The sequence below is a fragment of the Halomonas halophila genome (assembly GCF_030406665.1).
GTDB lineage: Bacteria > Pseudomonadota > Gammaproteobacteria > Pseudomonadales > Halomonadaceae > Halomonas > Halomonas halophila.
On sequence record NZ_CP129121.1, the window covers coordinates 3,150,095 to 3,174,521 of the forward strand.

Sequence of the window (24,427 nt, forward strand, 5' to 3'; positions counted from 1 at the left end):
GGCGCGGCCGGTCAGCCGAAGGCCTGGGCCGGCATCATCGCCTCCACGTGCATCACCAGCTCCTCGAGGATCTGACGCTCGCGGTCGCCGAGCGCGCCCTGGTTCAGGCGGTCGATCTCGCGGGCGAACTCCTTGAGCGTGAAGCCGGCCACGGCGGCGTCGTTCATGCGCTCCCAGCGGAAGGCCTCCCAGCGCGCCTGCTCCTCGCCGGTCAGGGTGTCCGGATAGCTGCGCGCCCGATAGCGGAACAGCATCTCCTCCAGCCGTGGATCCTGGAAGGCGAAGCCCGCCCCCACCAGATCCCAGGGATCGGTGGCCCGCACCCGCTCCATCTGCTGGCGGTCCGAGGGCGAGAAAAAGCCGCCGGCGTAGAGCATCAGATCGGGATCGTGGGGCGGCTCGGGCGGCGGCGCGGCGAACACCTCGCTGACCCGAGCGATTACCTCGGGGTGATCGGTCAGGGTCTTCCAATGCCGGCGGCAGGCGGCCATGTCCAGGCTGAGGCGCTCGACGATGTCGCCGTATTCGCCCTGGCGGGGGCCGGCGACGTCCTTGAGTGCGCTGGCGGGCAGCACCACCGGGCACTTGTTGATGTGGATGACCTTGAGCGGGATCCGCGACTCGCCCTCGGCCAGGTCGTCGTTGCTGACGAAGACCCGCTCGCGAATCTGCTCGGGCGTGAGCGTCAGCAGCGGCTCGGGGTCCACCGAGAGGTCGTAGACGATCACCCCGTTGGGATTGGTCGGATGCTCGGCCAGCGGCATCACCAGGGCGCTGCAGCCGCGGCTGGCCGGGTAGCGCCGCGAAACGTGCAGTATCGGCTTGCGGCCCGGCACGTCGAGCTGTCGCGCCACCTGGCGCTTGCCGCGCTGGGCCAGCAGGTAATCGAAGAGGTTGGCGTTGCAGTCGCGCAGCAGGCGGGCCAGGGCGATGGTCGCCCGCACGTCGGCCAGCGCATCGTGGGCGCCGGCATGCTCGATGCCGTTGGCGGCGGTCAGATGCTCGAGCTTGAAGCTCGGCGAGCCGTCCTCGCGGGTCGGCCACTCGATGCCCTCGGGGCGCAGGGCGTGGAAGGCCCGCACCACGTCGATCAGATCCCAGCGCGAGTTGCCGTTCTGCCACTCCCGGGCATAGGGGTCGAGCAGGTTGCGGTAGAACAGGTGGCGACCGACCTCATCGTCGAAGCGCACGTTGTTGTAACCCACCACGCAGGTGCCGGGCTGGCTCATAGCGTCCATCACCCGGCCGGCGAATTCGGCCTCGGGCAGCCCGCGGCGGCGCGCCTGCTGCGGCGTGATGCCGGTGATCAGGCAGGCCTGGGGATGCGGCAGGTAGTCGTCGGCGGGCTTGCAGAACAGCTCGATGGGCTCGCCGATCTCGTTGAACTCGGCGTCGGTGCGAATCGCCGCGAACTGGGAGGGCCGATCGCGGCGCGGGTCGGCCCCGAAGGTCTCGTAGTCGTGCCAGAGGAAGGTCAGGGGGGCGGCTTGCGACTTCGCCATGGGCGAGCTCTCCGAGCGGGCATAGGAAACGGCCCCCAAGCCTAGCACAGGGGGCACGACGACTCAGCCGCTGCTCAGCCCCGTGGCAGGGTGACGTTGAGCTCCAGCACGGAACAGTTGTCCTCGCTGTCGAGGGAGATGTTGACCGCTTCATCGTCGACCTGGACGTAGCGGCGAATCACCTCCAGCAGCTCCTGCTCGAGCATCGGCATGTAGTCCGGCTGGCCGCGCTGGCTGCGCTCGTGCGCGACGATGATCTGCAACCGCTCCTTGGCGACGGAGGCGGATTTCTTGCGCTCGCGCTTCAGGAATTCGAGTAGCTTCACCGGCGATTTCCTCCGAACATGCGGCTGAGCAGCCCTTTCTTCTGATACTGGTGGAAGCGCAGCGGCACGTCTTCTTCCATGAGGCGGGCCACGGTGTCGGAATAGGCCTGGCCCGCGTCGCTCTGATCGTCGTGGGTGACCGGCACGCCCTGGTTCGAGGCCCGTAGCACCGCCTCGGACTCGGGGATCAGGCCGACCAGCTTGATGGCCAGGATCTCCTGGATGTCCTCGAGGTTGAGCATGTCGCCGCTGTCCACCCGGTTCGGGTTGTAGCGGGTGATCAGCAGGTGCTCCTTGATTGGCTCCTCGCCGCGTTCGGCGCGCCGGGTCTTGGAGGCCAGCAGCCCGAGGATGCGGTCGGAGTCACGCACCGAGGACACCTCGGGGTTGGTGACCACGATCGCCTCGTCGGCGAAGTACATGGCCAGCTGGGCGCCGCGCTCGATGCCCGCCGGAGAATCGCAGACGATGTAGTCGAAGTCCTTGTTCAGCGTGTTGAGCACGGTCTCGACGCCTTCCAGCGTCAGGGCGTCCTTGTCGCGGGTCTGGGAGGCCGGCAGGATATGCAGGTTGTCGACCCGCTTGTCACGGATCAGCGCCTGGTTGAGCCCGGCCTCGCCCTGGATGACGTTGACCAGGTCATAGACCACGCGCCGCTCGCAGCCCATGATCAGGTCGAGGTTACGCAGCCCCACGTCGAAGTCGATGACGGCGGTCTTCTGGCCCCGCAGCGCCAGGCCCGTCGCGATGGCGGCCGCACTGGTTGTCTTGCCGACCCCACCCTTGCCGGAGGTCACAACGATGATCTTGGCCAAGTGTCACATCCTGTCTGTCATGTAATGGAAAGGGCGGCCCGGTCACGGGCCGCCGCATCGTCGCCCGCGCGTCAGTCCAGCGGGGCGATGCCCAGCTGGTCGTCGTTCAGGCGCACCTGCACCCCGGTGCCCAGCAGCCGGGGATCGATATCCTCGAGCCGCTTGTAGTTGCCGGCCACCGAGAGCAGCTCGGCGCGCAGCTCGCGACAGAAGATCGCCGCCCCGGCATCGCCATGGATGCCGGCCAGGGCCCGACCGCGCAGGGCCCCGTAGACATGGACGCTGCCGCCGGCCAGCACCTCGGCGCCGGCGTTGACCGCGCCTACCACCACCAGATCACCCTCGGGCGCGGTGACCTGCTGTCCGGAACGCACGGTGCCGCGATAGATGCGCCCCACCGCGCCGGTCGACGGTGCCGGCTCGTCCGCGATGGGCGCCTCGGCCGCCGGAGCGTCGTCGCCGACGGGCACGCTCTCCAGGGTGCGCGGTCGCCCGGCTTCCTGGGGCGGGAACCAGCCGAGCCCCAGCGCCCAGGACGATTGCTTGACGGGGTCGGCACCGCCCCGCACCGCCACCGGCAGCAGCTTGTGGGCCCGGCACACGGCGCAGATCCGCTCGAGCGCCAGATGCGGCTCGTCGAGCTGCTCGACGCTGAGCACCACCGGGGTATGCTGGAAGAAAGCGGGTGACTGGCTGAGCTTGCCGGCAAGCTGTTCGCGAATGCGTTCGGGGTCGGCGCTGGTCAGTTCCATGACCGTCATCGGCAGCATGCCGCCCTTGAAGGTGAAAGCCATCCCATCCCTGTCCACTTTGAGGCTCATGGCCGAACTCCACGTCGGATGATGGTCGGGGACCTGCTCACAAGCTATGCGAGTCCCCCCGATCCCGCAACCGATCATATGTCACGCCCGGGCGGCTTGTCAGTGTCTCGTAACGGCTACAGTCGCACATCGCGCCCTTTTCTGCCGGCACGCCGCATGCTTAGATAATTCAATGATAGCGCGCCATTGCGGCGCGTCTCACGCATCAGCGCGCCGGTCCGTCATGCCAGGCTCGCCGACCACTCTCAGGATCTCCCATGCCAGGACTCCTCCGCCGCCTGTTCGCCCCCCGCTGGCAGCACCCGAATCCCGAGGTACGCCGCCAGGCCATCGCCCGCCTCGATCCCGCACAGACCGCTCAGCTCGCCCGGCTCGAGCGCCTGGCGACGGACGCCGATCCCGACGTCCGTCGCGAGGCGCTGGCGCGGCTCGAGGAACCGCAGCGGCTGCTGGCCCTGCGACACGAGGGGGGCGAGAGCGCGGAACTGAGCGAGCGGCTGGTGGCCCTGCTGAGCGGCCGCGACGGCCAGCTGGACCTGCCCGCCCGCATCGCCCTGGCGGAATCCCTGGACGACGCCGATCTGGCCGAGCGCCTCGTCCTGGAGGGCGACAACCAGCAACTGCGCCTGGCCGCCCTGGCTCGCCTCGACGACGAGGAGGCCCTGATCCGCCAGGCCTGCGACAACGGCATCGCCGCCGTGCGCCAGGCGGCCGCGGCCCGGGTCGAGAGCGAGGCCGGCCTGCAGCGGCTGATCCAGGACGCAAGACGCGACCGCCAGGTGGTGCGCCAGGCCCGGGAGCGCCTGCAGCGGCGACGTGCCGACGCGGCCTCGCTGGCCGCGGCTCGGGAACGCCGCGAAGCGCTGCTGGGCAAGCTGGAGACCCTCGGCCACTCCGCCTGGGAGCCGATGTTCGGTGCCCGCTTCCGCCACCTGATGCGCGAATGGGCGAGCCTGTCCGACATGCCGAGCGCCGAGCAGGAACGTCGCTATCAGGAGGCCTGCCTGCGCTGCCGCAAGACGCTCAGCGACCACGAGGCCCACGAACAGGCCCAGGACGCGGCCGAGCGACGTCGCGAGGACGCCGACCAGGCCCGCGAGGCACTGATCGACGCCCTGGAGGAAAGCCTCGACGGGCTACATAACGCCCAGCGCCTCGCCGATCAGGACATCGCCAGCCTGCGCGCCCAGAAACAGCTGCTGGCGACCCGCTGGCAGGCGCTCTCCGAACAGCATCTCGCCGACGAGACGCTGCGCCAGCGCTATGACGCGGCGCTGGCGGACTTCGCCCGCATCGTCGAGGCCCGGGAGCGCCTCGACGAGCGTGCCGAGGCCATCGAAAAGGCGCTGCGCGACGGCGACGACGTCCGGCTGGCCGAACTCGTCGAGGACTGCGACTGGCCCGACGACCTGCCGCCATCCCCGCTGCTGCAGCGCGCCGGCTGGCGCCTGGCCGACGAGGCCGGCGAAGCGGCCGAGCCCGGTGATCTCGAGGCGCGCCTGGCCCGCGTGGGCGATGACCTGGACCGCCTGGAACGCCTGCTCGACAACGGTGCCTTCAAGGGCGCGAACCGGCTCCACCAGAGCCTGCGCCAGCAAATCGACTACCTGCCCGAGGCCCGGCGCAGCGAACCGGCCGCCCGGCTCAAGCGCCTCGGCGCCCGACTGGCCGAGCTGCGCGACTGGCGCGGCTTCGTCGCCGGCCCCAAGCGCACCCAGCTGTGCGAGGCCATCCAGGCCCTGGCCGAGGAGGAAGAGCTGGACGACGCCGAGCTCGACCGGCGCCACCGCCGACTGGTGAAGGAATGGCGCGACCTGGGCGACGCCGCCGCCAACCGCGATCAGTCCACGGCCTTCCGGGCCGCCTCGGACCGCATCCACGAACGCCTGCGCGAGTGGCGGACTCACCAGGGCCGCCAGCGACAGACCAATCTGACGGCCCGTCAGACCCTGTGCGACCAGCTCGAGCACCTGCTCGACCAGCCCGCCGCCGCGGCCGATCCGGACGCGCTACGGGAGATTCGCGACCGCGCCCGCCAGCAGTGGCGACGACTGTCACCGGTGCCGCGGAGTGAGGCCGAGGCCATCGGCCGGCGCTTCGGCCGCATCCGCCACGCTCTTCAGGCGCTGATCGAGAAGCGCGCCGGCGAGATCGCCGAGGCCAAGCGCGGGCTGATCGAGGAGGCCCGGGCCCTGCGCGACGGCGACCAGCCGGCGAAGCGCCGTGCGGAGCAGGCCAAGGCCCTGCAGCGCCGCTGGCGCGAGCTGGGCCGCGCGCCCAAGGGGGAGGAGCAGACGCTGTGGCGCGAGTTTCGCCACCTGTGCGACGAGATCTTCGCCCAGCGCGACGCCGACCGCAGCGACCAGGCCCAGCGCCACCGCGACCGGCTCGACGCCATGCAGGCGCTGATCGACCGCATTGACGCCTGGCAGCCGGCGCGCAGCGACGACACGGCGTCGCTCGACGAGGCCGTCCAGGAAGCCGCCGCGCTGGAGCCGCTGCCCGCCGGGCGCCGCAGCGAGGGCATGCGCCGCCGCTGGTCCGGCATCGTGCGCGCTAGGCGCGAGCGCCTGGCGCGCCTGGCGCTCGCCGAAGTGGTCGAGCGCTGGCGCCGGGCACGCCCGCTGCTGGAGGCCCACCTGGAAGCGGACGCGGCCGCGCAGAACGGCGGCGAATGCCAGGACGTGCCGGCCCCCGCCGAGCTGCCCGACACGCTGAAGGACGCCCACGACGCGCGCAACGCCGCCCGCCGCGATCCGCCGCCGGCCACCGAGGTCGAGGAGCGTCTGGCGCGCCTGCGCGTCCATCTGGCGCTGCTGGCCGGCGACACCAGCCACCGCCAGGACGACCCGCTGCGGCTGGCCATCCAGGTCGAACGGCTCAACGAGAACCTCGGGCACACGCCCTCCCGCGCCGAGGAACTGCGAGGCGTGCTGATCGAGCTGCTGGCCACCGGCCCGGTCTCGCCGACGCTGTGGGAGCGCGAGGTCGGCGAACTCGATCACACCCTCGAGACCCTGACCCGCCTGCCGCCCCCCTGAGCCGCCCAGGGGCGGCGCCTCTTCCTGCGCCCCGAAACGCGAACGCGAGGCCATGGCCTCGCGTTCGCTTCTGCCGGGCACGGCCTCGTCGGGCCGCTTGTTGTTCTCGACTCAGCCCATGAACTGGCCGCCGTTGATGTCGACGTTGGCACCGGTGATGAAGCCGGACTCCTGATCGGCCAGGAACACCACCAGGCGAGCAATCTCCTCCGGCGTGCCGTAGCGCTTGACCGGAATGGTCTCGCGAATCGCCTCGCGCACCTTCTCGGGAATCTTCATGATCATGTCGGTGGCGATATAGCCCGGCGACACCGTGTTGACGGTGATGCCCTTGGTCGCGGTCTCCTGGGCCAGCGACATGGTCAGGCCGTGCATGCCGGCCTTGGCCGCGGCGTAGTTCACCTGGCCGAACTGCCCCTTGCGACCGTTGATCGAGGAAATGTTCACGATGCGCCCGTAGTTATGCTCGAGCATGTCCTCGATCACGCTACGGCAGGTATTGAAGACGCTGTTGAGGTTGGTGTCGATGACCTCGCTCCATTGATCAGAGCTCATCTTCTTCAGGGTGCCATCGCGGGTGATGCCGGCGCAGTTGACCAGCACACTGATCGGCCCATGGGTCTCGCGGATTTCCTTGGCGCCGGCCATGCAGGCATCGAAGTCGGCGAGGTCCACGCCGGACAGGGCGATATTCTCGTAGCCGTCGGCCTTCTGCTGCTCGAGCCAGGCCTGGGCCTTCTCGGGATTGTGATATCCAGCGACGACCTGGTAACCGGCATCGGCCAGCGCACGACAGATGGCGCTTCCGATTCCCCCGGTGCCTCCGGTGACCCAGGCTACGGCAGTGGATGTTGTCATTGATGCTCTCCCTGGTGATATACAACCTGCGGCCGGGCGGCGGGCCCGGCCCCTCGAGACAGTCTCGTCTGCCCGGCTGTCATTTTCGTGACAGCTCGTCTCGAGTATGGACCAGGTGAAGCGGACAACACGAGGCCCCCGGAGACGGCTCGAGGCGGGGTTGACGCAGGTCAGGTTCTCTGTATAATGTGCCTCACGTTGATGCGGGGTGGAGCAGTCTGGTAGCTCGTCGGGCTCATAACCCGAAGGTCATCGGTTCAAATCCGGTCCCCGCTACCAAACATAAGAAAAAGGCCGATGTCTCAGGACATTGGCTTTTTTCGTTTTTGCGGATGTTATCAACCCGATCGCCGGGCTCGACTCTTCACAACCCTAGGAAGGTCATTGGCTCAAACCCGAGCTCAGGCACCAAATATCAGAGAAAAGCCAGAACCTACGGGTTCTGGCTTTTTTCGTTTGTGCTGGATGCCAGCATACCGCTCGTCGGTCTCGGCTCTTCACAACCCCGGGAAGATCATCGGCTCATGCCCGATCCCAGCCGCCAAATTTCAGAAAAAGGCCGATGTCTCGGGACATCGGCCTTTTTCGTTTGCCGATTGATAAACCCCATCATCGGACTCGACTCTTCACAAGCCAAGGATGGTCATCGGCTCAAACCCGAGCCCAGACACCCAATATCAGAGAAAAGCCAGAACCTGCGGGTTCTGGCTTTTTTGGTTTGTGCTGAATGCCGACATACCGCTCGTCGGGCTCGGCGCTTCACAAATCCAAGAAGGGACAAACGCCTTTGCCTACAGCAGCACGCTGCCCCAGCCGAGCAACAGCAGCAGCGGAAATAGCCAGCGGCTCAGGCGATCCACTCGCACGGCGGTGGCCTCGCGATCGGCGCCGACCAGCACCCCGGTCACGATCGCGTTGAGGATCGCCAGGAACACCATGATCGTCGCCCATACCACCAGTCGATCGGCGATGGTGAAGTAGCCGAGCCTGGGCAGATAGCCGGACATCGAGAACTGGAAGGCGATCAGGGTCAGCATCGAGGTGGCGCCGAGGCCGATCTGGAACTCATAGCGCTGGGGCGGCACCCAGAAGATCGCCCAGGACATCATCACGATGAAGCCCATCGGCAGGACGATCTTGAACACGTAGTAACTGGAGACTCGCTCGGCCTCGAGCGTCGCGGTGAAGATGCTGCGCTCCGCGTTGAGTGCCGGCACCGCCTCGGTCGCCACCGCCGTCTCGAGCCCGGTGATCCGCCAGCCCTCGATATTGAGCCGCCGGGCCAGGAAGGTGCGCTCCGACATCGGCGCCAGCATCAGTTGATCGGGTCCCGATTCCACCGAGCCGACCCGAAACAGGAATGCCTGGCGGTCGAAAGGAAAATCCCGCAGCGGATGATAGGTGGAAATGCTGCCGCCATAGCGCTGCTGGTAGACCACCCGCCCCTCGGTCTCGACCACGACCTGATCGAGCAGGTTGGCGCGCCGTGCGGTGAGCGAGAAGGAGTTGAACAGCGTGACGCGCGGCACCCAGACGCGGGAACGCTGGAAGCGACAGCCCTCCTGCTCCTCGAGCCGCGGGTCTACCCAGGCCAGGGTCAGGAGGAAATCGCCCTCCAGGCGCTGATTGACGTCGTCGATATCGAGCACGTCGACGATGCCCCAGCCCACCTCGACCGTGGTGGGCGGCCCGTCGGGGAGCGGACGCTCGTCGGTCGCAAGCTCCGGCAGCACGCAGAGGCCGGGGGGCTCGGCGGCCCGAGCGACGGCGCAGCCGACCATCAGCGCAAGCGCCAGACACCCGATGAACCAGCGAGGCGGCCGACGCCCGGCCGAGACGCCATGAACGACGAATCTCCCCACGTCGACTCCTCCCTGCCATCGGCAGACGACACCGGACCGCTCCAGGGCACGGTGCCGGTCGTCTCCCTACCGGCAGCATAGTCGCCGCACGCCCCGCGCGCCGCTTCTCCGTCGATCCTGCCACGCCCCTTGAAGTCGGCGACTCGGGCCCGCATCTACTGAGCAAACTCATTCCGTTCAAGGCCAGATCACCATGCCGATCGTCGATCCCCGTACCGGTGAGCCGCTCACCTCCGACAGCCAGGCCGACGCCGCCTCCGGTGCCGCCCAGGGCGGAAGCCAGGCCGCGCAGCGCGATGACCTGATCATCGATGTCGACCGCAGCAACATCCAGCAGCTGCTCGAGACCTCCATGCAGGTGCCGGTGCTGCTCGACTGCTGGGCGCCCTGGTGCGAGCCGTGCAAGAACCTGATGCCGGTGCTGGAGAAGCTGACCCGCGAGTACAACGGCGCCTTCCTGCTGGCCAAGCTCAACATCGACGACAACCAGGACATCGCCGCCCAGCTGGGCGTGCGCTCGGTGCCGGACGTCAAGCTGATCAGCCAGGGCGGCCTGGTCGACCAGATCCAGGGCGCGCTGCCCGAGAAACAGATCCGCGAGTGGCTGGGTAAGTACTTCCCGGAGCCCGAGGGCGTGCAGGAGAGCCCCGAGGAGCAGGCCGCCGCCGCGCTGGAGGCCGGCGATGCCGAGACCGCCCGCGCGATCTACGCCGAGCTCGCCCAACAGTGGCCGGACTACGGCCCCTACAAGGTGGAGCTGGCCCGCGCCCTGGTGGCCGCCGGCGAGTCGGACGAGGCCCGTGCGCTGCTCGACGCCCTGCCGCCGGAGGAGCGCGACGCCGCGCCGGCCCGCGGCGTGCGCGCCAGCATCGAGTTCGGTGAGGAGGCCCCGTCCCGCGAGGCAATGGCCGCCCTGGAAGGCCGCGACGACAGCGAGGCCCGGTACCAGCGCGCCCTGCGCCAGGTGGCCGACGGCCAGTACGAGGCCGGCCTGGAGGCGCTGCTGACGCTGATGAAGCAGGACCGCGCCTATGGCGACGATGCCGCGCGCAAGACCCTGCTGCGGGTCTTCGACGCCCTGGGCAACGATCATCCGCTGACCGCCACCTACCGCCGCAAGCTGTTCGCCCTGCTCTACTGAGCCGCGACCGGACCGAGCGAACGCCGCCGCCCTTCTCCGGAGGGCGGCGGCGTCGCGTCAGGCCCCCAGCACGCCGTCCAGCCGCGCCAGCGCCGCTTCCAGCTGGGTCGCGGTGGTGCCGAAGTTGAGCCGCGCGAAGCCCGGCCGACCGAAGGGCGCCCCGTCGGACAGCGCCACCCCGGCGCGGTCGAGCAGCACGCGCTGGGGCGAGGCCACGCCCTCCAGTGCCGGCGCCTCGCGCAGGTCGAGCCAGGCCAGATAGGTGGCCTCGGGCGGCGTCATGGTCACGCCCGGCCAGCGCGCCACGCGCTCAATCAGCCGCGCCCGATGGGTACGCAGTGTCTCGAGCAGCGCCTGGCGCCAGGGATCGCCGTGACGATAGGCGGCCTCGGCGGCCACCAGGCCGAGCACGTTGCCGTCCGGCTGCAGCCCCTTGGCCATGGCCGCGAAACGGCGACGCAGGCCGGCATCGGGAATCACCGCGCAGGCGGCGGTCAGCCCGGCCAGGTTGAAGGTCTTCGACGGCGCCCACAGCGTCAGGATCCGCTCGGCCAGCTGCGGATAGGCGGCGGCCAGCGGCCGGTGCCGTGCCCCCTCGTCGAGCATCAGGTCGGCGTGCAGCTCGTCGGAGACCACGATCAGATCGTGGCGCTCGACCAGCTCGGCCAAGCCGTCGAGCTCGTCGTCGCGCCACACGCGGCCAGTGGGATTGTGCGGCTGGCACCACAGCAGCAGCCGGGTCTTGGGGGTGATCGCCGCTTCCAGGGCGTCGAGGTCCAGCCGCCAATCGTCGCCCGGCGTCTCGGGCGGACGCATCGCGGCCTGCTGGGCCAGGCGACCGGTGCGCTCGGCCACCTGCAGGAAGGGCGGATAGATCGGCGTCACCGTCAGCACGCCGTCGCCCGGCTCGGTCAGCGCCAGGCTGGCCAGATGCAGCGCCGGCACCACCCCCGGCAGCCACAGCTGCCAGCCGGGCGCGATGTCCCAGCCGTAGTGCGTGGCACTCCAGTCGCACAGCGCCTGGCGCAGGCTATCCGGCACCCGGCCGTAGCCGTAGACGCCGTGGTCGACCCGGGCGCGCAGCGCCTCGATCACCGCCGGCGGCGAGCGGAAGTCCATGTCGGCGACCCACAGCGGCAGCACGTCCTCGCCGTACCGATGCCATTTCTGTGACGGCCAGTCGCCCTCGGGCGGGTGGCGTCGCTCCACGGGCGTGGCAAAATCGAACTCCATTGCGTTCCCTGCTCCCAGAGGCCATGAACAATGACTGAAACCATGCCGCAAGGCGGCTTCTATGCCAAGGTACGCCGCGGCCTGCCCGGCCTCATCGCCCGCTGGCAGGACATCGGCCGCGACTCGCCGGATCGCCTGGCGCTGATCCTGGCCGAGACCGCCCGGGTGGCCAAGCTGGGCGAGCCCGCAGCCACGCCCGACGCCGCCACCCTGACCGCCTGGGCAGACCCCGAGGCGCCCGAGGAAGTGCCGCTGTGGGCCGGCCGCACCGCGCTGTTCCTGCTGGTGCAGATGCCGGCCCGGCCGCTGCCGGTCGATGATGACGAGGCCTGCGCCTGGGCCTACTGCTGGCTGCGCAACCGCGACCCGGACAGCTACGAGGCCGCCCGCGACGCCCTCCCCGAGCACCTTCGCGAGCCGCTGGATGCCGCCCTCAAGGCCGCCTGGACGGATCGCCAAGGACTGCGCCTGGTATGACGCCGCGCCCATGTCTTCAGGAGGCGGCCTGGCCGAACCGCCAGGGCCTCCGGCTGGTGTAACGCCCGCCCACCACATCAGCGCCGGCGCGCGGCCTTCTTGGGCTTGAAGCCCGCCGGCTTGGTGGCCAGCCATTCGACGAAAGCACGAACCTCCGGATGCGCCAGCAGCGCCTCCCGGCTGCGATAATGCTCGGCCAGCTCGCGCTCGCCGAGCACCGCGTGGATGTGCTTGTGGCAGGCGTGACACAGCCACAGGATCGCCGTCAGCCGCTCGGCACGATCGAATCGACGCCGATAGCGCGCCTTGCCGTGCAGGGCGCGGGGAATCAGATGATGCCGGGTCAGCGGCGCCGCCCGGCCGCACAGCTCGCAGCCCTCGGGGCGGGGCGGCGGCGAGAGATCGTGTCCGACCATGGCCCTCTCCACGACGATACATGCCTCTAGGATAAGGAAAATCACATGGACGTTCCGCTTACCTGGCAGCTGGCCAAGCTCGCGGTCTCGATCGGCGTGGTGCTCGGCCTGTCGATGATCGCCGAGCGCGTCAGCACCCGCGTCGCCGGACTGCTCTCCGGCTATCCGCTGGGCACCGCCATCGCGCTGTTCTTCATCGGCCTCGAGCTCTCGCCCGTCTTCGCCGCCGAGAGCGCGGTGCACACCCTGGCCGGGTTCACGGCGACCCTGGCGCTGGGCGGCGGCTACCTGCTCGGCGGCCGTCGCGACGGCCTGGCGGGCATCGCGCTGGGCACCCTGACGGGGCTCGCCTGCTGGCTCGCCACCAGCCTGGTGCTGACCCGGATCGACTTCGATCGCGTCACCGGCACCCTGACGACGCTGGCCGCCATCGCCGTGTTCACCTGGCTCTATCGCCGGGTGCCGGACATCAAGGCCAGTCCCAAGGGCGGCTTCTCCTGGCCCGCCCTGGCGCTGCGCGCCGGCCTCGCCGCGGGCATCATCTTCCTGATCACCGGCCTCGCCCACGTGGTGCCCTCGGCCTGGGCCGGGGTGATGGCGGCCTTCCCGGTGACCATGTATCCGTTCCTGGTGATCCTGCACCTGACCCAGGGTGCCGCGCCCACGGCTACCGTGATCAAGCACTATCCCGCTGGGCTCGGCTCGCTGCTGTGGTACGCCCTGGTGGTTTCGCTGACCTACGACAGCCTCGGCCTGTGGCCGGGCACGCTGCTGGGCTTCGCCGCGGCCACGCTGTGGCTGCTCGGCTGGACCCGGCTGCAGCGCTGGTGGCGCGAGCGCCGCACGCCGTCAGCGCGCGGCTGAAAGGGCCGCCGACCCGCCCATTGACCAAGCGCTTGCTCGGCGGCGATGCTGACAGGCCGGCCATGATCGACGAGGACGCCCATGTTCACGCGCACCATCGAACCCGCTTTCTACGACACCGATGCCCTGGGGCACATCAACAACACCCGCCTGCCGGCCTGGTTCGAGCTGGCGCGCAATGACCTCTTCCGGCTGTTCACGCCGGACCTCGACCCGGGCCGCTGGCGGCTGATCATGGCGCGCATGGAGATCGACTACCGGGCCGAGCTCTACTACGGCCAGGACATCGAGATCCGCACCTATCTCACTCGCCTCGGCACCAGCTCCTTCACCGTGACCCAGGAGGCCTGGCAGTCGGGCCGACTGGCCAACCTGGGGCATACCGTACTGGTCCACTACGATCATCAGGCCAAGGGGGCGGTCCCCCTCGAGGGCGCGCTCCGCGAGGCCCTCGCCGCCCACCTGCAAGACACGGAGACCCAGGACGCATGACCCCCGCCATCAAGGCCCTGGAAAAGGCCGGCGTGGCCTTCGAGACGGCCAGCTACGAGCATGACCCGCGCCGCCCCGCCTACGGCGAGGAGGCTGCCGAGGCCCTGGGCCTGCCCGCCGAGTCGGTGTTCAAGACCCTGCTCGCACGCCTCGACGACGGCCGGATGGCGATGGCCATCGTGCCGGTCTCCGGCCAGCTCGACCTCAAGGCGCTGGCCCGGGCGGCCGGTGCCCGCAAGGCGCAGATGGCCGAGTCCGCCGAGGCCGAACGCGCCACCGGCTATGTGGTCGGCGGCATCAGCCCGCTGGGCCAGAAGAAGCGCCTGCCGGCCTTCATCGACGCCAGCGCCGAGGCGCTGGCGCGCTTCCACGTCAGCGGCGGACGCCGCGGCCTGGAGCTCGCCCTCGCCCCGGCCGACCTGGCGCGACTGCTGTCGGCGACCTTCGCCCCCCTGGCACGCTGAGCCGAACGCCGCCGTCTGCGGTCCCAGTCGTATCCGCCCCATCGATCCCAAGGAAGCCCCATGGCCATCCGCTACGATCTCTGGCTCGATCCCGATAACGTCGCTCGCCATCGCGCCGTCGAGGCCGACCTGGAGAACTTCTTCCTCGAGCGCTTCGCCGACTACCCGCATATCCGCTTGTTCGGGGCAGACCCCTACGATTATGATGCGCCCTTCAACCGCCTCTACGATGTCCTGATCGCGCGCGGCGGCGAGTACTGCGAACGGCACTGGCACTACGTGCCCACCCCCGAGCAGCTCAACCGCACCTTCTTTCGCGCCGTGGGACGCTCGACCAAGTTCATACGAGACGACCCCGACGATGGTGATTCAACCTGACACCCTGCCCGACGAGCGCCAGCTCGCCGTCATCGCCGCGCAGCTCGGCCGCGCGCCCCGCGGCATCGAGGCGCTGGCCGCCACCGACGGCGAGGGCACGCCGCTGGTGCTGCGCATGGCGCCCATCGTCGACGAAACGCCCTTCCCGACGCTCTACTGGCTGAGCGACGAGCGGCTCAAGATCGAGCTGTCGCGCATCGAGGCCGCCGGCGTGATCAAGACCCTCGAGGCCCGGCTGAAGGAGGACCCCGAGTTCCTGGCCGCCTATCACCAGAGCCACGAGGACTACGTGGCCGCCCGCTGGGGCTACATGAGCGAGGCCCAGCGCGCCGAGGTCGAGCGCCGCGGCTACGGCGACGTGCTTCGCCAGCGCGGCATCGGCGGCATCGCCAACTGGGACCAGGTGCGCTGCCTGCACACCCAGTACGCCCATCATCTGTGCGGTCACAACGTCATCGGTCAGTGGGTGGACGCCGAATACGGCGTCATCGACCTGCTGCCCTGAGCGGTCGGCCGTGGCATGGCGAGATCACACGAGGGCGCCTGACGGCGCCCTTCTTGCGTCGGCACGCCGACGACCACGCATCAAGGAGGACATCATGTCGAGATTCTGCGTCTATCTGGGCTCGCGGGACGGCCACGACCCGCGCTTTCTCGTCGCCGCCCGGACGCTGGGCGAGGCGCTGGCCCGCCGAGGCCACTCGCTGGTCTACGGCGGCGCCCGCGTGGGCATGATGGGCGAGCTGGCCGACAGCGTGCTGGCGGCCGGCGGTGAGGTGATCGGCGTGATGCCGGATCATCTGGTGGAGCGCGAGCAGGCGCACCTGGCGCTGACCCGGCTGATCCGCGTGCGCAACATGCACGAACGCAAGGCCAGCATGGCCGCCCACTGCGATGCCTTCATCGCCCTACCCGGCGGCATCGGCACCCTGGAGGAGCTGTTCGAGGCCTGGACCTGGCGCTATCTGGGGCTGCACGACAAGCCGATCGGCCTGCTCGACACCGCCGGTTTCTATTCGCCGCTGCTGACCTTCCTCGACAGCACCGTGGAGCACGGTTTCCTCAACGCCCGCACCCGCCAGGACCTGCTCGCCGCCGAGGCGCCCGAGGCGCTGCTCGACGCCCTGGAGGCGCGCCTGGCCGTCGCCTGAGGCGTTTCACGCCCCACGACGCAGACCGCCCGGCACGGGGCCGGGCGGTCGAGAGCATCACGGGGCGTCATCGCCGTCTCAGTCGGCGATCTCCAGCGTGCGCTGGTAGGTGAGCTGCAGCAGCAGGGCGTCTTCCCCGGCGCGGTGGCGATGGATGCCACGCTCCTCGATGATCGCTTCCTTGATGTCGCTCCAGCGCGCCATCTGCGCCTCGCTGAGCAGGCGGCGCAGGGCCTCGAGGCGGAAGGCGGGCAGCATGCCCGCGTGGTGGAAGAGCAGCGACAGCCAGGTGTTGTCGTAGCCCCAGCTGTCGCTGTAGGCCACGCCGACCTCGGCCAGCTCGTCGTTGAGCCAGCGCGCCACCTGACGTACCGGGTGGCCCTCGCGCGCCAGGCGATTGCGCGAGATGCCATGCAGGAGTTCCGCCTTGGGATCCCAGTGCGTCCACTCGTCCAGGGGCTGGATCAGGAAGGCGCAGGTGCTGCCGTCCGCGCGAGCCAGGCCGACCTCGATGGGGTAGCTGCCGCGTCCGAATCCGGACGCTTCGATATCCAGCAGTGTCGGTAACGTCACGGGCTGCTGAGTCCTTGATGATGTAGGACCGCCGATCATTGGCGGCCGAAGTCACTGCCCCGGATGAGGCGCCATCATCCTAGTGTCGCGTCCCGGCTTCGTCGCTGTCCAGTGGCGCCACCGGCACGGCGTTGCGTTCGGCCAGCGCCGTCCAGTGCGCGGTACGTTCGGGATCCTGCGGCAGCTCCAGCTCGCCGTCGCGGTAAGCCCGCGCCAGGCGCTCCGCCGCCAGACGATGTCCCGCCTCGCCGGCCCGGGCGTACCAGGTCACCGCACGGTCGGCGCGATGCGGATACTGGGCACAGCCATGCTCGTAGATCTGCCCGGCCTGATACTGGGCATGCAGGTCGCCCCCCTGGGCAGCCTCGAGCACATAGCGGGCACCGCGTGCCTTGTCCTGGGGCGTGACGGCGCGATGGAACAGCATATGGCCGTACAGCGACAGGGCGGCCGGGTGGCCGGCATCCGCGCAGCGCTGGAAGAGATGCATGGTCAGGCGCTGCGTGCGCGGCGAGCGAGGCAGCCAGCGCGTATGAAACAGCTGGCGCGCCAGATGGTACTCGAGCCGAGTGAACAGTGACGATGCCTGCGGCATGACAAACAACCTTGCGTCCTGGGGGTCGGTTGATGACGTCGAGCATGTTCCCGTGCTCGGCGTCCTGTACGGAAAAATCGGCCGCCTTGTGGGCTCCTCCCAGGCAGCGGATGCGCAGCATACGCCCGCCCCGGCAGTGACTCAACCCCTCGGCGTTTACGATATCGCTCCCCCGGCGCTACCATGCCAGGGCACTGCCCCCCTTGATGAGGAGAAACGGATGCAGACCCGCCCCCTGGGCCGAACCGGCCTCGACGTCAGCCGGCTGTGCCTCGGCACCATGACCTTCGGCGAGCAGAACAGCGAGGCCGAGGCCCACGAGCAGCTCGACCGCGCCGTGGCCTTCGGCGTCAACTTCATCGACACCGCCGAAATGTACCCGGTGCCGCCCAGGGCCGAGACCCAGGGCCTGACCGAGTCCTACGTCGGCAGCTGGCTCAAGGCCCGCGGCGCGAGGGACGACGTCATCATCGCCACCAAGGCCGCCGGCCCGGGACTCGACCACATCCGCGGCGGCCCGCGCCTGACCCGCGAACACCTGCACCAGGCCATCGACACCAGCCTGGCGCGGCTGCAGACCGACTACGTCGACCTCTACCAGCTGCACTGGCCGGACCGCCGTGCCAACTTCTTCGGCCGTCTCGGCTACGAGCACGACGCCGAAGAGGACGCCAACTCCCTCGAGGAGAGCCTGTCGGCACTGCATGAGCTGGTGCAAGCCGGCAAGATCCGGGCCGTGGGCCTCTCCAACGAGACGCCCTGGGGCGTGATGCATGCCCTCCAGCTGGCCGAGCGCCAGGGCCTGCCACGGGTCGCCTCGGTTCAGAACCCCTACAGCCTGCTCAACCGCAGTTTCGAGGTGGGACTGGCCGAGATCGCCCATCGCGAGGACGTCGGCCTGCTGGCCTATTCGCCGCTGGCCTTCGGCAAGCTGTCCGGCAAATACCTCGACGGCGCTCGGCCGGAAGGCGCGCGCCTGACGCTCTTCGAGCGCTTCCAGCGCTACAACTCGCCGCAGGCCGAGGAGGCGACCCGCGCCTACGTCGAGATCGCTCGCCAGCATGGCCTCGACCCGGCCCAGATGGCCCTGGCCTACGTCAATTCGCGCTCCTTCCTGACCAGCAATATCATCGGCGCCACCACCATGGCGCAGCTGGAGAGCAACCTGGAGAGCGAGTCGCTGCGCCTCGACGACGAGGTGCTCGCGGCCATCGAAGCCGTGCACCAGCGTCACCCCAACCCCAGCCCCTGAGGCCGATGCTCCCTCCCGGGCCAAGGCTATGAGCGCGATAGCCCCGGCCCGGGACACTGCCTGATATACTCGCAGCCGACTCAATTCAGGCACAGGAGCGCCCCATGCTGAGCGTGATCTCGCCCGCCAAGACACTGGACTTCGAGACCCCGGCGACCACGGCCCAGGCCACCCAGCCCGACTTTCTCGACCGCAGCCGTGAGCTGATCGGCATCCTGCGCGACCTCTCGCCCCAGCAAATCGGTGAGCTGATGGGCGTCAGCGACAAGATCGCCGGGCTCAACGCGGCCCGCTTCGCCGAGTGGCAGACGCCTTTCACGCCGGACAACGCCAAGCCCGCCGCCCAGGCCTTCCAGGGTGACGTCTACGTGGGGCTGGAAGCCGCCACCTTCGACGAAGGCGACAACGCCTTCGCCCAGGAGCACCTGCGCATCCTCTCCGGCCTCTACGGCCTGCTGCGACCGCTGGATCTGATCCAGCCCTACCGGCTGGAAATGGGCACCAAGCTCGCCAACCCGGCCGGCAAGGATCTCTATGCCTACTGGAAGCCGACCCTGACCGATGCCCTCGATCGGGCCATCGCCGAGAGCGGCAGCAAGGTACTGGTCAACCTGGCCTCCAACGAGTACTTCAAGGCCGTCGATGCGAAGAAGCTCGACGCCCGTGTGATCACCCCGGTGTTCAAGGACGAGAAGAACGGCCAGTACAAGATCATCAGCTTCTACGCCAAGAAGGCCCGCGGCCTGATGGCGGCCTGGATGATCCAGCAGCGCCTCGACGATCCGGAAGGCCTCAAGGACTTCGACGTGGCCGGCTATCGCTACAGCGCCGCGCAGTCCCAGGGCAATACCCTGGTGTTCTGCCGCGCCGAACAGGATCGCCCGTAACGTACCTCAGTCGAAGAAGCGCAGCGGCCGCGGAGAGCGCGGTTTGAGGAAGCGGCGATGCACGTCCCCGAAGCGGGCATCGTCGCAGCGCTCGAGCCACTCATAGGCCGCCATGTCGGCGCTCACCGCCCAGGCGCCGGCCCGCTCGATCCGCCGCCGGGCCAGGGACGCTTCCTCGCGCCGCCGGCTGACGGTGGCCTCGGCCAGCCAGAAGACCTCGTAGCCCGCCTCACGAAGCCCGAGCCCCGTCTGCAGCACGCAGACGTGGGCCTCGGCCCCGCACAGCACCACCTGGTGCCGCCCGCTCTGGGCCAGCGCCTTGGCGAAGTCAGGCTCCGCATGGGCATCGAAGCGGCTCTTTTCCCAATAAAGGGCGCCTTCGAGTGCCTCGCGCAGCCGGGGCTCGCTGCCCCCGAGGCCCGCCGGATACTGCTCGGTCAGCCATACCGGCACCTCCAGTGCAGAGGCGACCCCACCCAGCCAGCTCGCTTCCCCGACGGCCTGCTCGCCGCCGTCCAGCACCGGCAGCAGCCCGGCCTGAAGGTCGACGATCAGCAGCAGGCTCTTCTCTCGAACAAGACGCATCGATGATCCTCCACGGCAAACGGTGCCGGTGTCGCCCCAAGCCGCTAGAATGGTGGCTTCGACTTCTTCCCGGCGGGCTCTCCCGTCACATTCCCTGGAGACACACGATGCGTCAACTCTTCGTCATGCTCGTCGTCGGCCTGCTGGGCTTCGGCCTCGCCGTCGACCATGCCGACGCGCGCCGCCTGGGTGGCGGCAAGAGCTTCGGCAGCTATTCGCGCTCGGCGGACTCGCCGAGCGCGACCAGCACGCGCACCAACGGCACCGCCGGTGCGGCCGCGACCCAGCGCAAGCCGTCCAGCGGCCTGTCGCGCTTCGCCGGGCCCTTCGCCGGCCTGCTGGCCGGCGGCCTGCTGGCCTCGCTGTTCTTCGGCGGCGCCTTCGACGACCTGCGCTTCTTCGACATCCTGTTGATCGGCGGTGCGCTGTTCCTGCTGTTCAGGCTGTTCGCCCGCAAGCGGCGCCCGGCAACGGCAGGCGGCCCCGGCATGGAGACACGCGAGTCTCACGAGCAGGCTCAGGCTCAGCCCCAGGCCTTCACCGGTTCACTCGGCGGCGGTCTCGCCAAGGAGCCGGCGTGGTTCGACCGTGAGCGCTTCCTCGGCGGTGCCAAGGAGCACTTCATGACCCTGCAGCGCGCCTGGGACAACAACGACTTCTCGCAGATCCAGGACTACGTGACACCGGAGCTCTACAACCTGTTGCGCGAGGAACGCGACCAGCAGCCGGCGAACAACCGCACCGAGGTCGTGCGTCTGTTCGCCGAGCTCGGCAGCATCCAGGAAATCGGCTCCCAGGCCGAGGCTACGGTGCTTTTCCACGGCATTCTCGACGAGAACGGCGAGCAGAACGCCTTCAACGAGACCTGGCACCTGGTGCGCGAGCTTCGAGAAGGCGCCCCCTGGCACGTTCAGGGCATCGAGCAAAATCCCGCCTGATACGCGTCTTTCGCAGACCACGACAGGCACAAGAAAGGCCGGGCAATAGCCCGGCCTTTTGCCATTCAGAGACCCCACCATCGGCGCAGCCCTCGGTCTTCATCAGCCTCTCGAGCCTCCACCGCAACACGCCTCTCCTGGCTCGTCATTCCCCTCAGAGCAAGCCGCGCTCTCGCCCCTGGTCCTACCCCCTTCGATACTGACGGACCGTGACACCTGCCATGTGACGGCATTCAGGGCATCATCTTCCTCGGGCCAGATACACGAACGCCCCCTCCAATCGCAGAGGGCGGGGCGTTTTTTCGGGTATCGATTCAGGCTCGGCATCGGCGCCCTGTTCGACCGTCCAGACATGAAGAACCCCAAACCTTTCAGGCTCGGGGTTATCTCGGTAATAAGTGCCTGACGGGGATCCGGCCGGCGCTCCGGTGCTCTCCAGGAACGCCCTTGCCTTCTCTTTTTCATCGACCCGAATGAAAAAACCCCGACTCGATGAGCCGGGGTTTTCTCGATATAAGTGCCTGACGATGACCTACTCTCGCATGGGAACTCCCACACTACCATCGGCGCTGAGCGGTTTCACTGCTGAGTTCGGCATGGGATCAGGTGGTTCCCGCACGCTATGGTCGTCAGGCGAAAAAGGCAATGCGAATCATGCTGACGAGATCGTCTCTCGTGTATCCGCTGTCGTCTGTTGTCAGTCACAGACCACTTGGGTGTTATATGGTCAAGCCTCACGGGCCATTAGTATCGGTTAGCTCAACGCCTTGCAGCGCTTCCACACCCGACCTATCAACCAGCTCGTCTCGCTGGGCCCTTCAGGAGGCTCGAGGCCTCGGGGAGATCTCATCTTGAAGGAGGCTTCCCGCTTAGATGCTTTCAGCGGTTATCCCGTCCGACCATAGCTACCCGGCGATGCCACTGGCGTGACAACCGGAACACCAGAGGGTCGTCCACTCCGGTCCTCTCGTACTAGGAGCAGCACTTCTCAAATCTCCAACGCCCACGGCAGATAGGGACCGAACTGTCTCACGACGTTCTAAACCCAGCTCGCGTACCACTTTAAATGGCGAACAGCCATACCCTTGGGACCGACTTCAGCCCCAGGATGTGATGAGCCGACATCGAGGTGCCAAACACCGCCGTCGATGTGAACTCTTGGGCGGTATCAGCCTGTTATCCCCGGAGTACCTTTTATCCGTTGAGCGATGGCCCTTCCATACAGAACCACCGGATCACTAGAACCTACTTTCGTACCTGCTCGACGTGTCTGTCTCGCAGTTAAGCACCCTTATGCTCTTGCACTCATTGCACGATTTCCAACCGTGCTGAGGGTACCTTCGTGCTCCTCCGTTACGCTTTGGGAGGAGACCGCCCCAGTCAAACTACCCACCACACACGGTCCTCGATCCGGATAACGGACCGGAGTTAGAACGCCAATGATGCCAGGCTGGTATTTCAAGGTTGGCTCCACTCGATCTGGCGACCGGGTTTCCAAGCCTCCCAGCTATCCTACACAAGCAACATCAGCGTCCAGTGTGAAGCTGTAGTAAAGGTTCACGGGGTCTTTCCGTCTAGCCGCGGGTACACAGCATCTTCACTGCGATTTCAATTTCACTGAGTCTCGGGTGGAGACAGCGTGGCCATCATTACGCCATTCGTGCAGGTCGGAACTTACCCGACAAGGAATTTCGCTACCTTAGGACCGTTATAGTTACGGCCGCCGTTTACCGGGGCTTCGATCAGGAGCTTCGCTTACGCTAACACCATCAATTAACCTTCCGGCACCGGGCAGGCGTCATACCCTATACGTCCGCTTACGCGTTTGCAGAGTACTGTGTTTTTAATAAACAGTTGCAGCCACCTGGTATCTTCGACCGGCGTCAGCTCCACCCGCAAGGGGCTTCACCTAATACCGGCGTGCCTTCTCCCGAAGTTACGGCACCATTTTGCCTAGTTCCTTCACCCGAGTTCTCTCAAGCGCCTTGGTATTCTCTACCTGACCACCTGTGTCGGTTTGGGGTACGGTTCCACTGTATCTGAAGCTTAGAGGCTTTTCCTGGGAGCGTGGCATCGATGACTTCCAGACCGTAGTCTGTTCGTCTCGTCTCTCGGCCTTGGGGAACCGGATTTGCCTAATCCCCCAGCCTACTGACTTTCACCAGGACAACCAACGCCTGGCTCACCTAGCCTTCTCCGTCCCCCCATCGCAATACAGTGAAGTACGGGAATATTGACCCGTTTCCCATCGACTACGCCTTTCGGCCTCGCCTTAGGGGCCGACTCACTCTGCTCCGATTAGCGTCGAACAGAAACCCTTGGTCTTCCGGCGGGGAGGTTTTTCACCCCCCTTATCGTTACTCATGTCAGCATTCGCACTCGTGATACCTCCAGCAAGCCTCTCGACTCACCTTCGTCGGCGTACACGACGCTCCTCTACCGCGCATCATTCGATGCACCCGTAGCTTCGGTACCTGGTTTGAGCCCCGTTACATCTTCCGCGCAGGCCGACTCGACTAGTGAGCTATTACGCTTTCTTTAAAGGATGGCTGCTTCTAAGCCAACCTCCTAGCTGTCTGAGCCTTCCCACATCGTTTCCCACTTAACCAGGATTTGGGGACCTTAGCTGACGGTCTGGGTTGTTTCCCTTTTCACAACGGACGTTAGCACCCGCTGTGTGTCTCCCACGCTGCACTCACCGGTATTCGGAGTTTGCCTCGGGTTGGTAAGTCGGGATGACCCCCTAGCCGAAACAGTGCTCTACCCCCGGCGGTGATACGTGAGGCGCTACCTAAATAGCTTTCGAGGAGAACCAGCTATCTCCGGGCTTGATTAGCCTTTCACTCCGATCCACAAGTCATCCAAATCTTTTTCAACAGATCCTGGTTCGGTCCTCCAGTTGATGTTACTCAACCTTCAACCTGCTCATGGATAGATCGCCCGGTTTCGGGTCTATATCCAGCGACTGGTCGCCCAGTTAAGACTCGGTTTCCCTACGCCTCCCCTATACGGTTAAGCTCGCCACTGAATATAAGTCGCTGACCCATTATACAAAAGGTACGCGGTCACGGGACGAGCCCGCTCCCACTGCTTGTACGCACACGGTTTCAGGGTCTATTTCACTCCCCTCTCCGGGGTTCTTTTCGCCTTTCCCTCACGGTACTGGTTCACTATCGGTCAGTCAGGAGTATTTAGCCTTGGAGGATGGTCCCCCCGTCTTCAATCAGGGTTTCACGTGCCCCGACCTACTCGATTTCACGGGATCAGGCTTTCGACTACGGGGCTATCACCCTGTATCGCTGAGTTTCCCAACTCATTCGCCTAACCTTTCACCCGCTTAAGGGCTGGTCCCCGTTCGCTCGCCGCTACTGGGGGAATCTCGGTTGATTTCTTTTCCTCGGGGTACTTAGATGTTTCAGTTCCCCCGGTTCGCCTCGTGCACCTATGTATTCAGTGCACGATACCTATCTGACGATAGGTGGGTTTCCCCATTCAGAGATGTCCGGGTCGCAGGTTGTTTGCCACCTCGCCGAACCTTATCGCAGGCTTCCACGTCTTTCATCGCCTCTGACTGCCAAGGCATCCACCGTGTGCGCTTCATCGCTTGACCATATAACCCCAAGGGGTCTGATCCGCGATGACAACCACGACAATTGCCGGATACGCTTGAGACGTATCTCATGCCCTCTCCCGGGTAGGAGAGGGACTTTGTCAGCATGATTCACATTGTTAAAGAGCGACTGTCAATCGACAGTC

The 24,427-nt window shown here is 67.1% G+C and carries 23 protein-coding genes, 1 tRNA gene and 2 rRNA genes; 13 read left to right on the plus strand and 13 right to left on the minus strand.

Annotated elements, in window-relative coordinates:
• Positions 1–11 precede the first annotated feature (11 nt).
• The 4 genes from sbcB to minC form a co-directional block, all read right to left on the minus strand.
• Positions 12–1,502: an exodeoxyribonuclease I gene (gene sbcB / locus QWG60_RS14785; RefSeq protein ID WP_107182460.1), complete on the minus strand. Its 1,491-nt coding sequence runs from the start codon at positions 1,500–1,502 to the stop codon at positions 12–14.
• Positions 1,503–1,576: 74 nt separating this feature from the next.
• On the minus strand, positions 1,577–1,828 hold the full coding sequence (minE, locus tag QWG60_RS14790; protein ID WP_016856346.1) for a cell division topological specificity factor MinE: 252 nt from the start codon (positions 1,826–1,828) through the stop codon (positions 1,577–1,579).
• Positions 1,825–2,643: a septum site-determining protein MinD gene (minD, locus tag QWG60_RS14795; RefSeq protein ID WP_035592796.1), complete on the minus strand. Its 819-nt coding sequence runs from the start codon at positions 2,641–2,643 to the stop codon at positions 1,825–1,827. Before minD ends, minE begins: the two co-directional genes overlap by 4 nt.
• A 71-nt stretch (positions 2,644–2,714) precedes the next feature.
• Positions 2,715–3,464, minus strand: coding sequence for a septum site-determining protein MinC (minC, locus tag QWG60_RS14800; protein ID WP_035592799.1), 750 nt, complete (start codon positions 3,462–3,464; stop codon positions 2,715–2,717).
• 257 nt (positions 3,465–3,721) lie between these two features.
• Here minC and QWG60_RS14805 point away from each other — a divergent pair, with 257 nt between their 5' ends.
• On the plus strand, positions 3,722–6,505 hold the full coding sequence (locus QWG60_RS14805; RefSeq protein ID WP_146909238.1) for a DUF349 domain-containing protein: 2,784 nt from the start codon (positions 3,722–3,724) through the stop codon (positions 6,503–6,505).
• 111 nt (positions 6,506–6,616) lie between these two features.
• Here QWG60_RS14805 and phbB read toward each other — a convergent pair whose 3' ends face one another.
• Positions 6,617–7,363, minus strand: coding sequence for an acetoacetyl-CoA reductase (gene phbB, locus QWG60_RS14810; protein WP_146909240.1), 747 nt, complete (start codon positions 7,361–7,363; stop codon positions 6,617–6,619).
• Between the two features lie 202 nt (positions 7,364–7,565).
• On the opposite strand from phbB, the gene QWG60_RS14815 reads away from it, so the two are divergent.
• Positions 7,566–7,642 (plus strand) — tRNA-Met (locus QWG60_RS14815).
• Between the two features lie 512 nt (positions 7,643–8,154).
• Here QWG60_RS14815 and QWG60_RS14820 read toward each other — a convergent pair.
• The gene (locus QWG60_RS14820) at positions 8,155–9,225 is read right to left on the minus strand and encodes a ligand-gated ion channel (RefSeq protein ID WP_146909242.1); all 1,071 of its coding nucleotides are present in this window, start codon (positions 9,223–9,225) and stop codon (positions 8,155–8,157) included.
• A gap of 193 nt (positions 9,226–9,418) precedes the next feature.
• Between QWG60_RS14820 and QWG60_RS14825 the strand changes: the two genes are divergently transcribed.
• Complete coding sequence (locus QWG60_RS14825; RefSeq protein WP_046078411.1) at positions 9,419–10,366, plus strand: tetratricopeptide repeat protein; 948 nt, start codon at positions 9,419–9,421, stop codon at positions 10,364–10,366.
• Positions 10,367–10,423: 57 nt separating this feature from the next.
• Here the strand turns inward: QWG60_RS14825 and QWG60_RS14830 are convergent, their stop codons facing one another.
• Positions 10,424–11,599 (minus strand): MalY/PatB family protein, encoded by a 1,176-nt coding sequence (locus tag QWG60_RS14830; RefSeq protein ID WP_146909244.1) that lies wholly within the window; start codon positions 11,597–11,599, stop codon positions 10,424–10,426.
• A gap of 42 nt (positions 11,600–11,641) precedes the next feature.
• Here QWG60_RS14830 and QWG60_RS14835 point away from each other — a divergent pair, with 42 nt between their 5' ends.
• Positions 11,642–12,076 (plus strand): hypothetical protein, encoded by a 435-nt coding sequence (locus QWG60_RS14835; RefSeq protein ID WP_046078413.1) that lies wholly within the window; start codon positions 11,642–11,644, stop codon positions 12,074–12,076.
• 77 nt (positions 12,077–12,153) lie between these two features.
• On the opposite strand, the gene QWG60_RS14840 is transcribed toward QWG60_RS14835, so the two are convergent.
• Entirely contained in the window at positions 12,154–12,492 is a 339-nt protein-coding gene (locus tag QWG60_RS14840) for a hypothetical protein (protein WP_107182456.1), read from the minus strand.
• A 45-nt stretch (positions 12,493–12,537) separates the two neighbouring features.
• On the opposite strand from QWG60_RS14840, the gene QWG60_RS14845 reads away from it, so the two are divergent.
• From QWG60_RS14845 to QWG60_RS14870, 6 genes are all read left to right on the plus strand, one after another.
• Positions 12,538–13,356, plus strand: a complete 819-nt coding sequence (locus QWG60_RS14845; RefSeq protein ID WP_046078415.1) for a hypothetical protein — start codon at positions 12,538–12,540, stop codon at positions 13,354–13,356.
• A gap of 81 nt (positions 13,357–13,437) precedes the next feature.
• Positions 13,438–13,848 (plus strand): acyl-CoA thioesterase, encoded by a 411-nt coding sequence (locus tag QWG60_RS14850; protein WP_046078416.1) that lies wholly within the window; start codon positions 13,438–13,440, stop codon positions 13,846–13,848.
• Complete coding sequence (ybaK, locus tag QWG60_RS14855; RefSeq protein ID WP_146909246.1) at positions 13,845–14,312, plus strand: Cys-tRNA(Pro) deacylase; 468 nt, start codon at positions 13,845–13,847, stop codon at positions 14,310–14,312. The genes QWG60_RS14850 and ybaK overlap by 4 nt, the downstream gene beginning before the upstream one ends.
• A 60-nt stretch (positions 14,313–14,372) precedes the next feature.
• Entirely contained in the window at positions 14,373–14,690 is a 318-nt protein-coding gene (locus tag QWG60_RS14860) for a hypothetical protein (RefSeq protein WP_146909248.1), read from the plus strand.
• On the plus strand, positions 14,674–15,195 hold the full coding sequence (locus tag QWG60_RS14865; protein WP_046078418.1) for a DUF501 domain-containing protein: 522 nt from the start codon (positions 14,674–14,676) through the stop codon (positions 15,193–15,195). Before QWG60_RS14860 ends, QWG60_RS14865 begins: the two co-directional genes overlap by 17 nt.
• 94 nt (positions 15,196–15,289) lie before the next feature.
• On the plus strand, positions 15,290–15,841 hold the full coding sequence (locus tag QWG60_RS14870) for an LOG family protein (protein WP_046078419.1): 552 nt from the start codon (positions 15,290–15,292) through the stop codon (positions 15,839–15,841).
• 78 nt (positions 15,842–15,919) lie between these two features.
• Here the strand turns inward: QWG60_RS14870 and QWG60_RS14875 are convergent, their stop codons facing one another.
• A complete protein-coding gene (locus QWG60_RS14875) occupies positions 15,920–16,414 on the minus strand; it encodes a hypothetical protein (RefSeq protein WP_237022331.1) in 495 nt (164 codons plus the stop codon).
• Positions 16,415–16,493: 79 nt separating this feature from the next.
• A complete protein-coding gene (locus QWG60_RS14880) occupies positions 16,494–17,009 on the minus strand; it encodes a tetratricopeptide repeat protein (protein ID WP_035599818.1) in 516 nt (171 codons plus the stop codon).
• 220 nt (positions 17,010–17,229) lie between these two features.
• Between QWG60_RS14880 and QWG60_RS14885 the strand changes: the two genes are divergently transcribed.
• Complete coding sequence (locus tag QWG60_RS14885; protein WP_146909251.1) at positions 17,230–18,261, plus strand: NADP(H)-dependent aldo-keto reductase; 1,032 nt, start codon at positions 17,230–17,232, stop codon at positions 18,259–18,261.
• Between the two features lie 104 nt (positions 18,262–18,365).
• Entirely contained in the window at positions 18,366–19,148 is a 783-nt protein-coding gene (gene yaaA, locus QWG60_RS14890) for a peroxide stress protein YaaA (RefSeq protein ID WP_107182453.1), read from the plus strand.
• Positions 19,149–19,154: 6 nt separating this feature from the next.
• On the opposite strand, the gene QWG60_RS14895 is transcribed toward yaaA, so the two are convergent.
• Entirely contained in the window at positions 19,155–19,733 is a 579-nt protein-coding gene (locus tag QWG60_RS14895) for an isochorismatase family protein (RefSeq protein ID WP_146909253.1), read from the minus strand.
• Positions 19,734–19,840: 107 nt separating this feature from the next.
• Between QWG60_RS14895 and QWG60_RS14900 the strand changes: the two genes are divergently transcribed.
• Positions 19,841–20,671: a Tim44 domain-containing protein gene (locus QWG60_RS14900; protein ID WP_035599827.1), complete on the plus strand. Its 831-nt coding sequence runs from the start codon at positions 19,841–19,843 to the stop codon at positions 20,669–20,671.
• 519 nt (positions 20,672–21,190) lie between these two features.
• Here QWG60_RS14900 and rrf read toward each other — a convergent pair.
• Positions 21,191–21,305: ribosomal RNA gene (gene rrf / locus QWG60_RS14905) — 5S ribosomal RNA — on the minus strand.
• An 89-nt stretch (positions 21,306–21,394) separates the two neighbouring features.
• Positions 21,395–24,281: ribosomal RNA gene (locus tag QWG60_RS14910) — 23S ribosomal RNA — on the minus strand.
• Positions 24,282–24,427 lie beyond the last annotated feature (146 nt).

What these genes read in the sequence shown, in the direction of transcription:
- QWG60_RS14900 (WP_035599827.1), top strand. Translation starts at nt 19,841, where the DNA reads ATGCGTCAACTCTTCGTCATGCTCGTCGTCGGCCTGCTGGGCTTCGGC.
- sbcB (WP_107182460.1), bottom strand. Translation starts at nt 1,502, where the DNA reads ATGGCGAAGTCGCAAGCCGCCCCCCTGACCTTCCTCTGGCACGACTAC.
- minC (WP_035592799.1), bottom strand. Translation starts at nt 3,464, where the DNA reads ATGAGCCTCAAAGTGGACAGGGATGGGATGGCTTTCACCTTCAAGGGC.
- phbB (WP_146909240.1), bottom strand. Translation starts at nt 7,363, where the DNA reads ATGACAACATCCACTGCCGTAGCCTGGGTCACCGGAGGCACCGGGGGA.
- QWG60_RS14895 (WP_146909253.1), bottom strand. Translation starts at nt 19,733, where the DNA reads ATGCGTCTTGTTCGAGAGAAGAGCCTGCTGCTGATCGTCGACCTTCAG.
- QWG60_RS14825 (WP_046078411.1), top strand. Translation starts at nt 9,419, where the DNA reads ATGCCGATCGTCGATCCCCGTACCGGTGAGCCGCTCACCTCCGACAGC.
- QWG60_RS14870 (WP_046078419.1), top strand. Translation starts at nt 15,290, where the DNA reads ATGTCGAGATTCTGCGTCTATCTGGGCTCGCGGGACGGCCACGACCCG.
- ybaK (WP_146909246.1), top strand. Translation starts at nt 13,845, where the DNA reads ATGACCCCCGCCATCAAGGCCCTGGAAAAGGCCGGCGTGGCCTTCGAG.
- QWG60_RS14830 (WP_146909244.1), bottom strand. Translation starts at nt 11,599, where the DNA reads ATGGAGTTCGATTTTGCCACGCCCGTGGAGCGACGCCACCCGCCCGAG.
- QWG60_RS14805 (WP_146909238.1), top strand. Translation starts at nt 3,722, where the DNA reads ATGCCAGGACTCCTCCGCCGCCTGTTCGCCCCCCGCTGGCAGCACCCG.
- QWG60_RS14865 (WP_046078418.1), top strand. Translation starts at nt 14,674, where the DNA reads ATGGTGATTCAACCTGACACCCTGCCCGACGAGCGCCAGCTCGCCGTC.
- QWG60_RS14860 (WP_146909248.1), top strand. Translation starts at nt 14,373, where the DNA reads ATGGCCATCCGCTACGATCTCTGGCTCGATCCCGATAACGTCGCTCGC.
- QWG60_RS14880 (WP_035599818.1), bottom strand. Translation starts at nt 17,009, where the DNA reads ATGCCGCAGGCATCGTCACTGTTCACTCGGCTCGAGTACCATCTGGCG.
- QWG60_RS14840 (WP_107182456.1), bottom strand. Translation starts at nt 12,492, where the DNA reads ATGGTCGGACACGATCTCTCGCCGCCGCCCCGCCCCGAGGGCTGCGAG.
- QWG60_RS14845 (WP_046078415.1), top strand. Translation starts at nt 12,538, where the DNA reads ATGGACGTTCCGCTTACCTGGCAGCTGGCCAAGCTCGCGGTCTCGATC.
- QWG60_RS14850 (WP_046078416.1), top strand. Translation starts at nt 13,438, where the DNA reads ATGTTCACGCGCACCATCGAACCCGCTTTCTACGACACCGATGCCCTG.
- yaaA (WP_107182453.1), top strand. Translation starts at nt 18,366, where the DNA reads ATGCTGAGCGTGATCTCGCCCGCCAAGACACTGGACTTCGAGACCCCG.
- QWG60_RS14885 (WP_146909251.1), top strand. Translation starts at nt 17,230, where the DNA reads ATGCAGACCCGCCCCCTGGGCCGAACCGGCCTCGACGTCAGCCGGCTG.
- QWG60_RS14835 (WP_046078413.1), top strand. Translation starts at nt 11,642, where the DNA reads ATGCCGCAAGGCGGCTTCTATGCCAAGGTACGCCGCGGCCTGCCCGGC.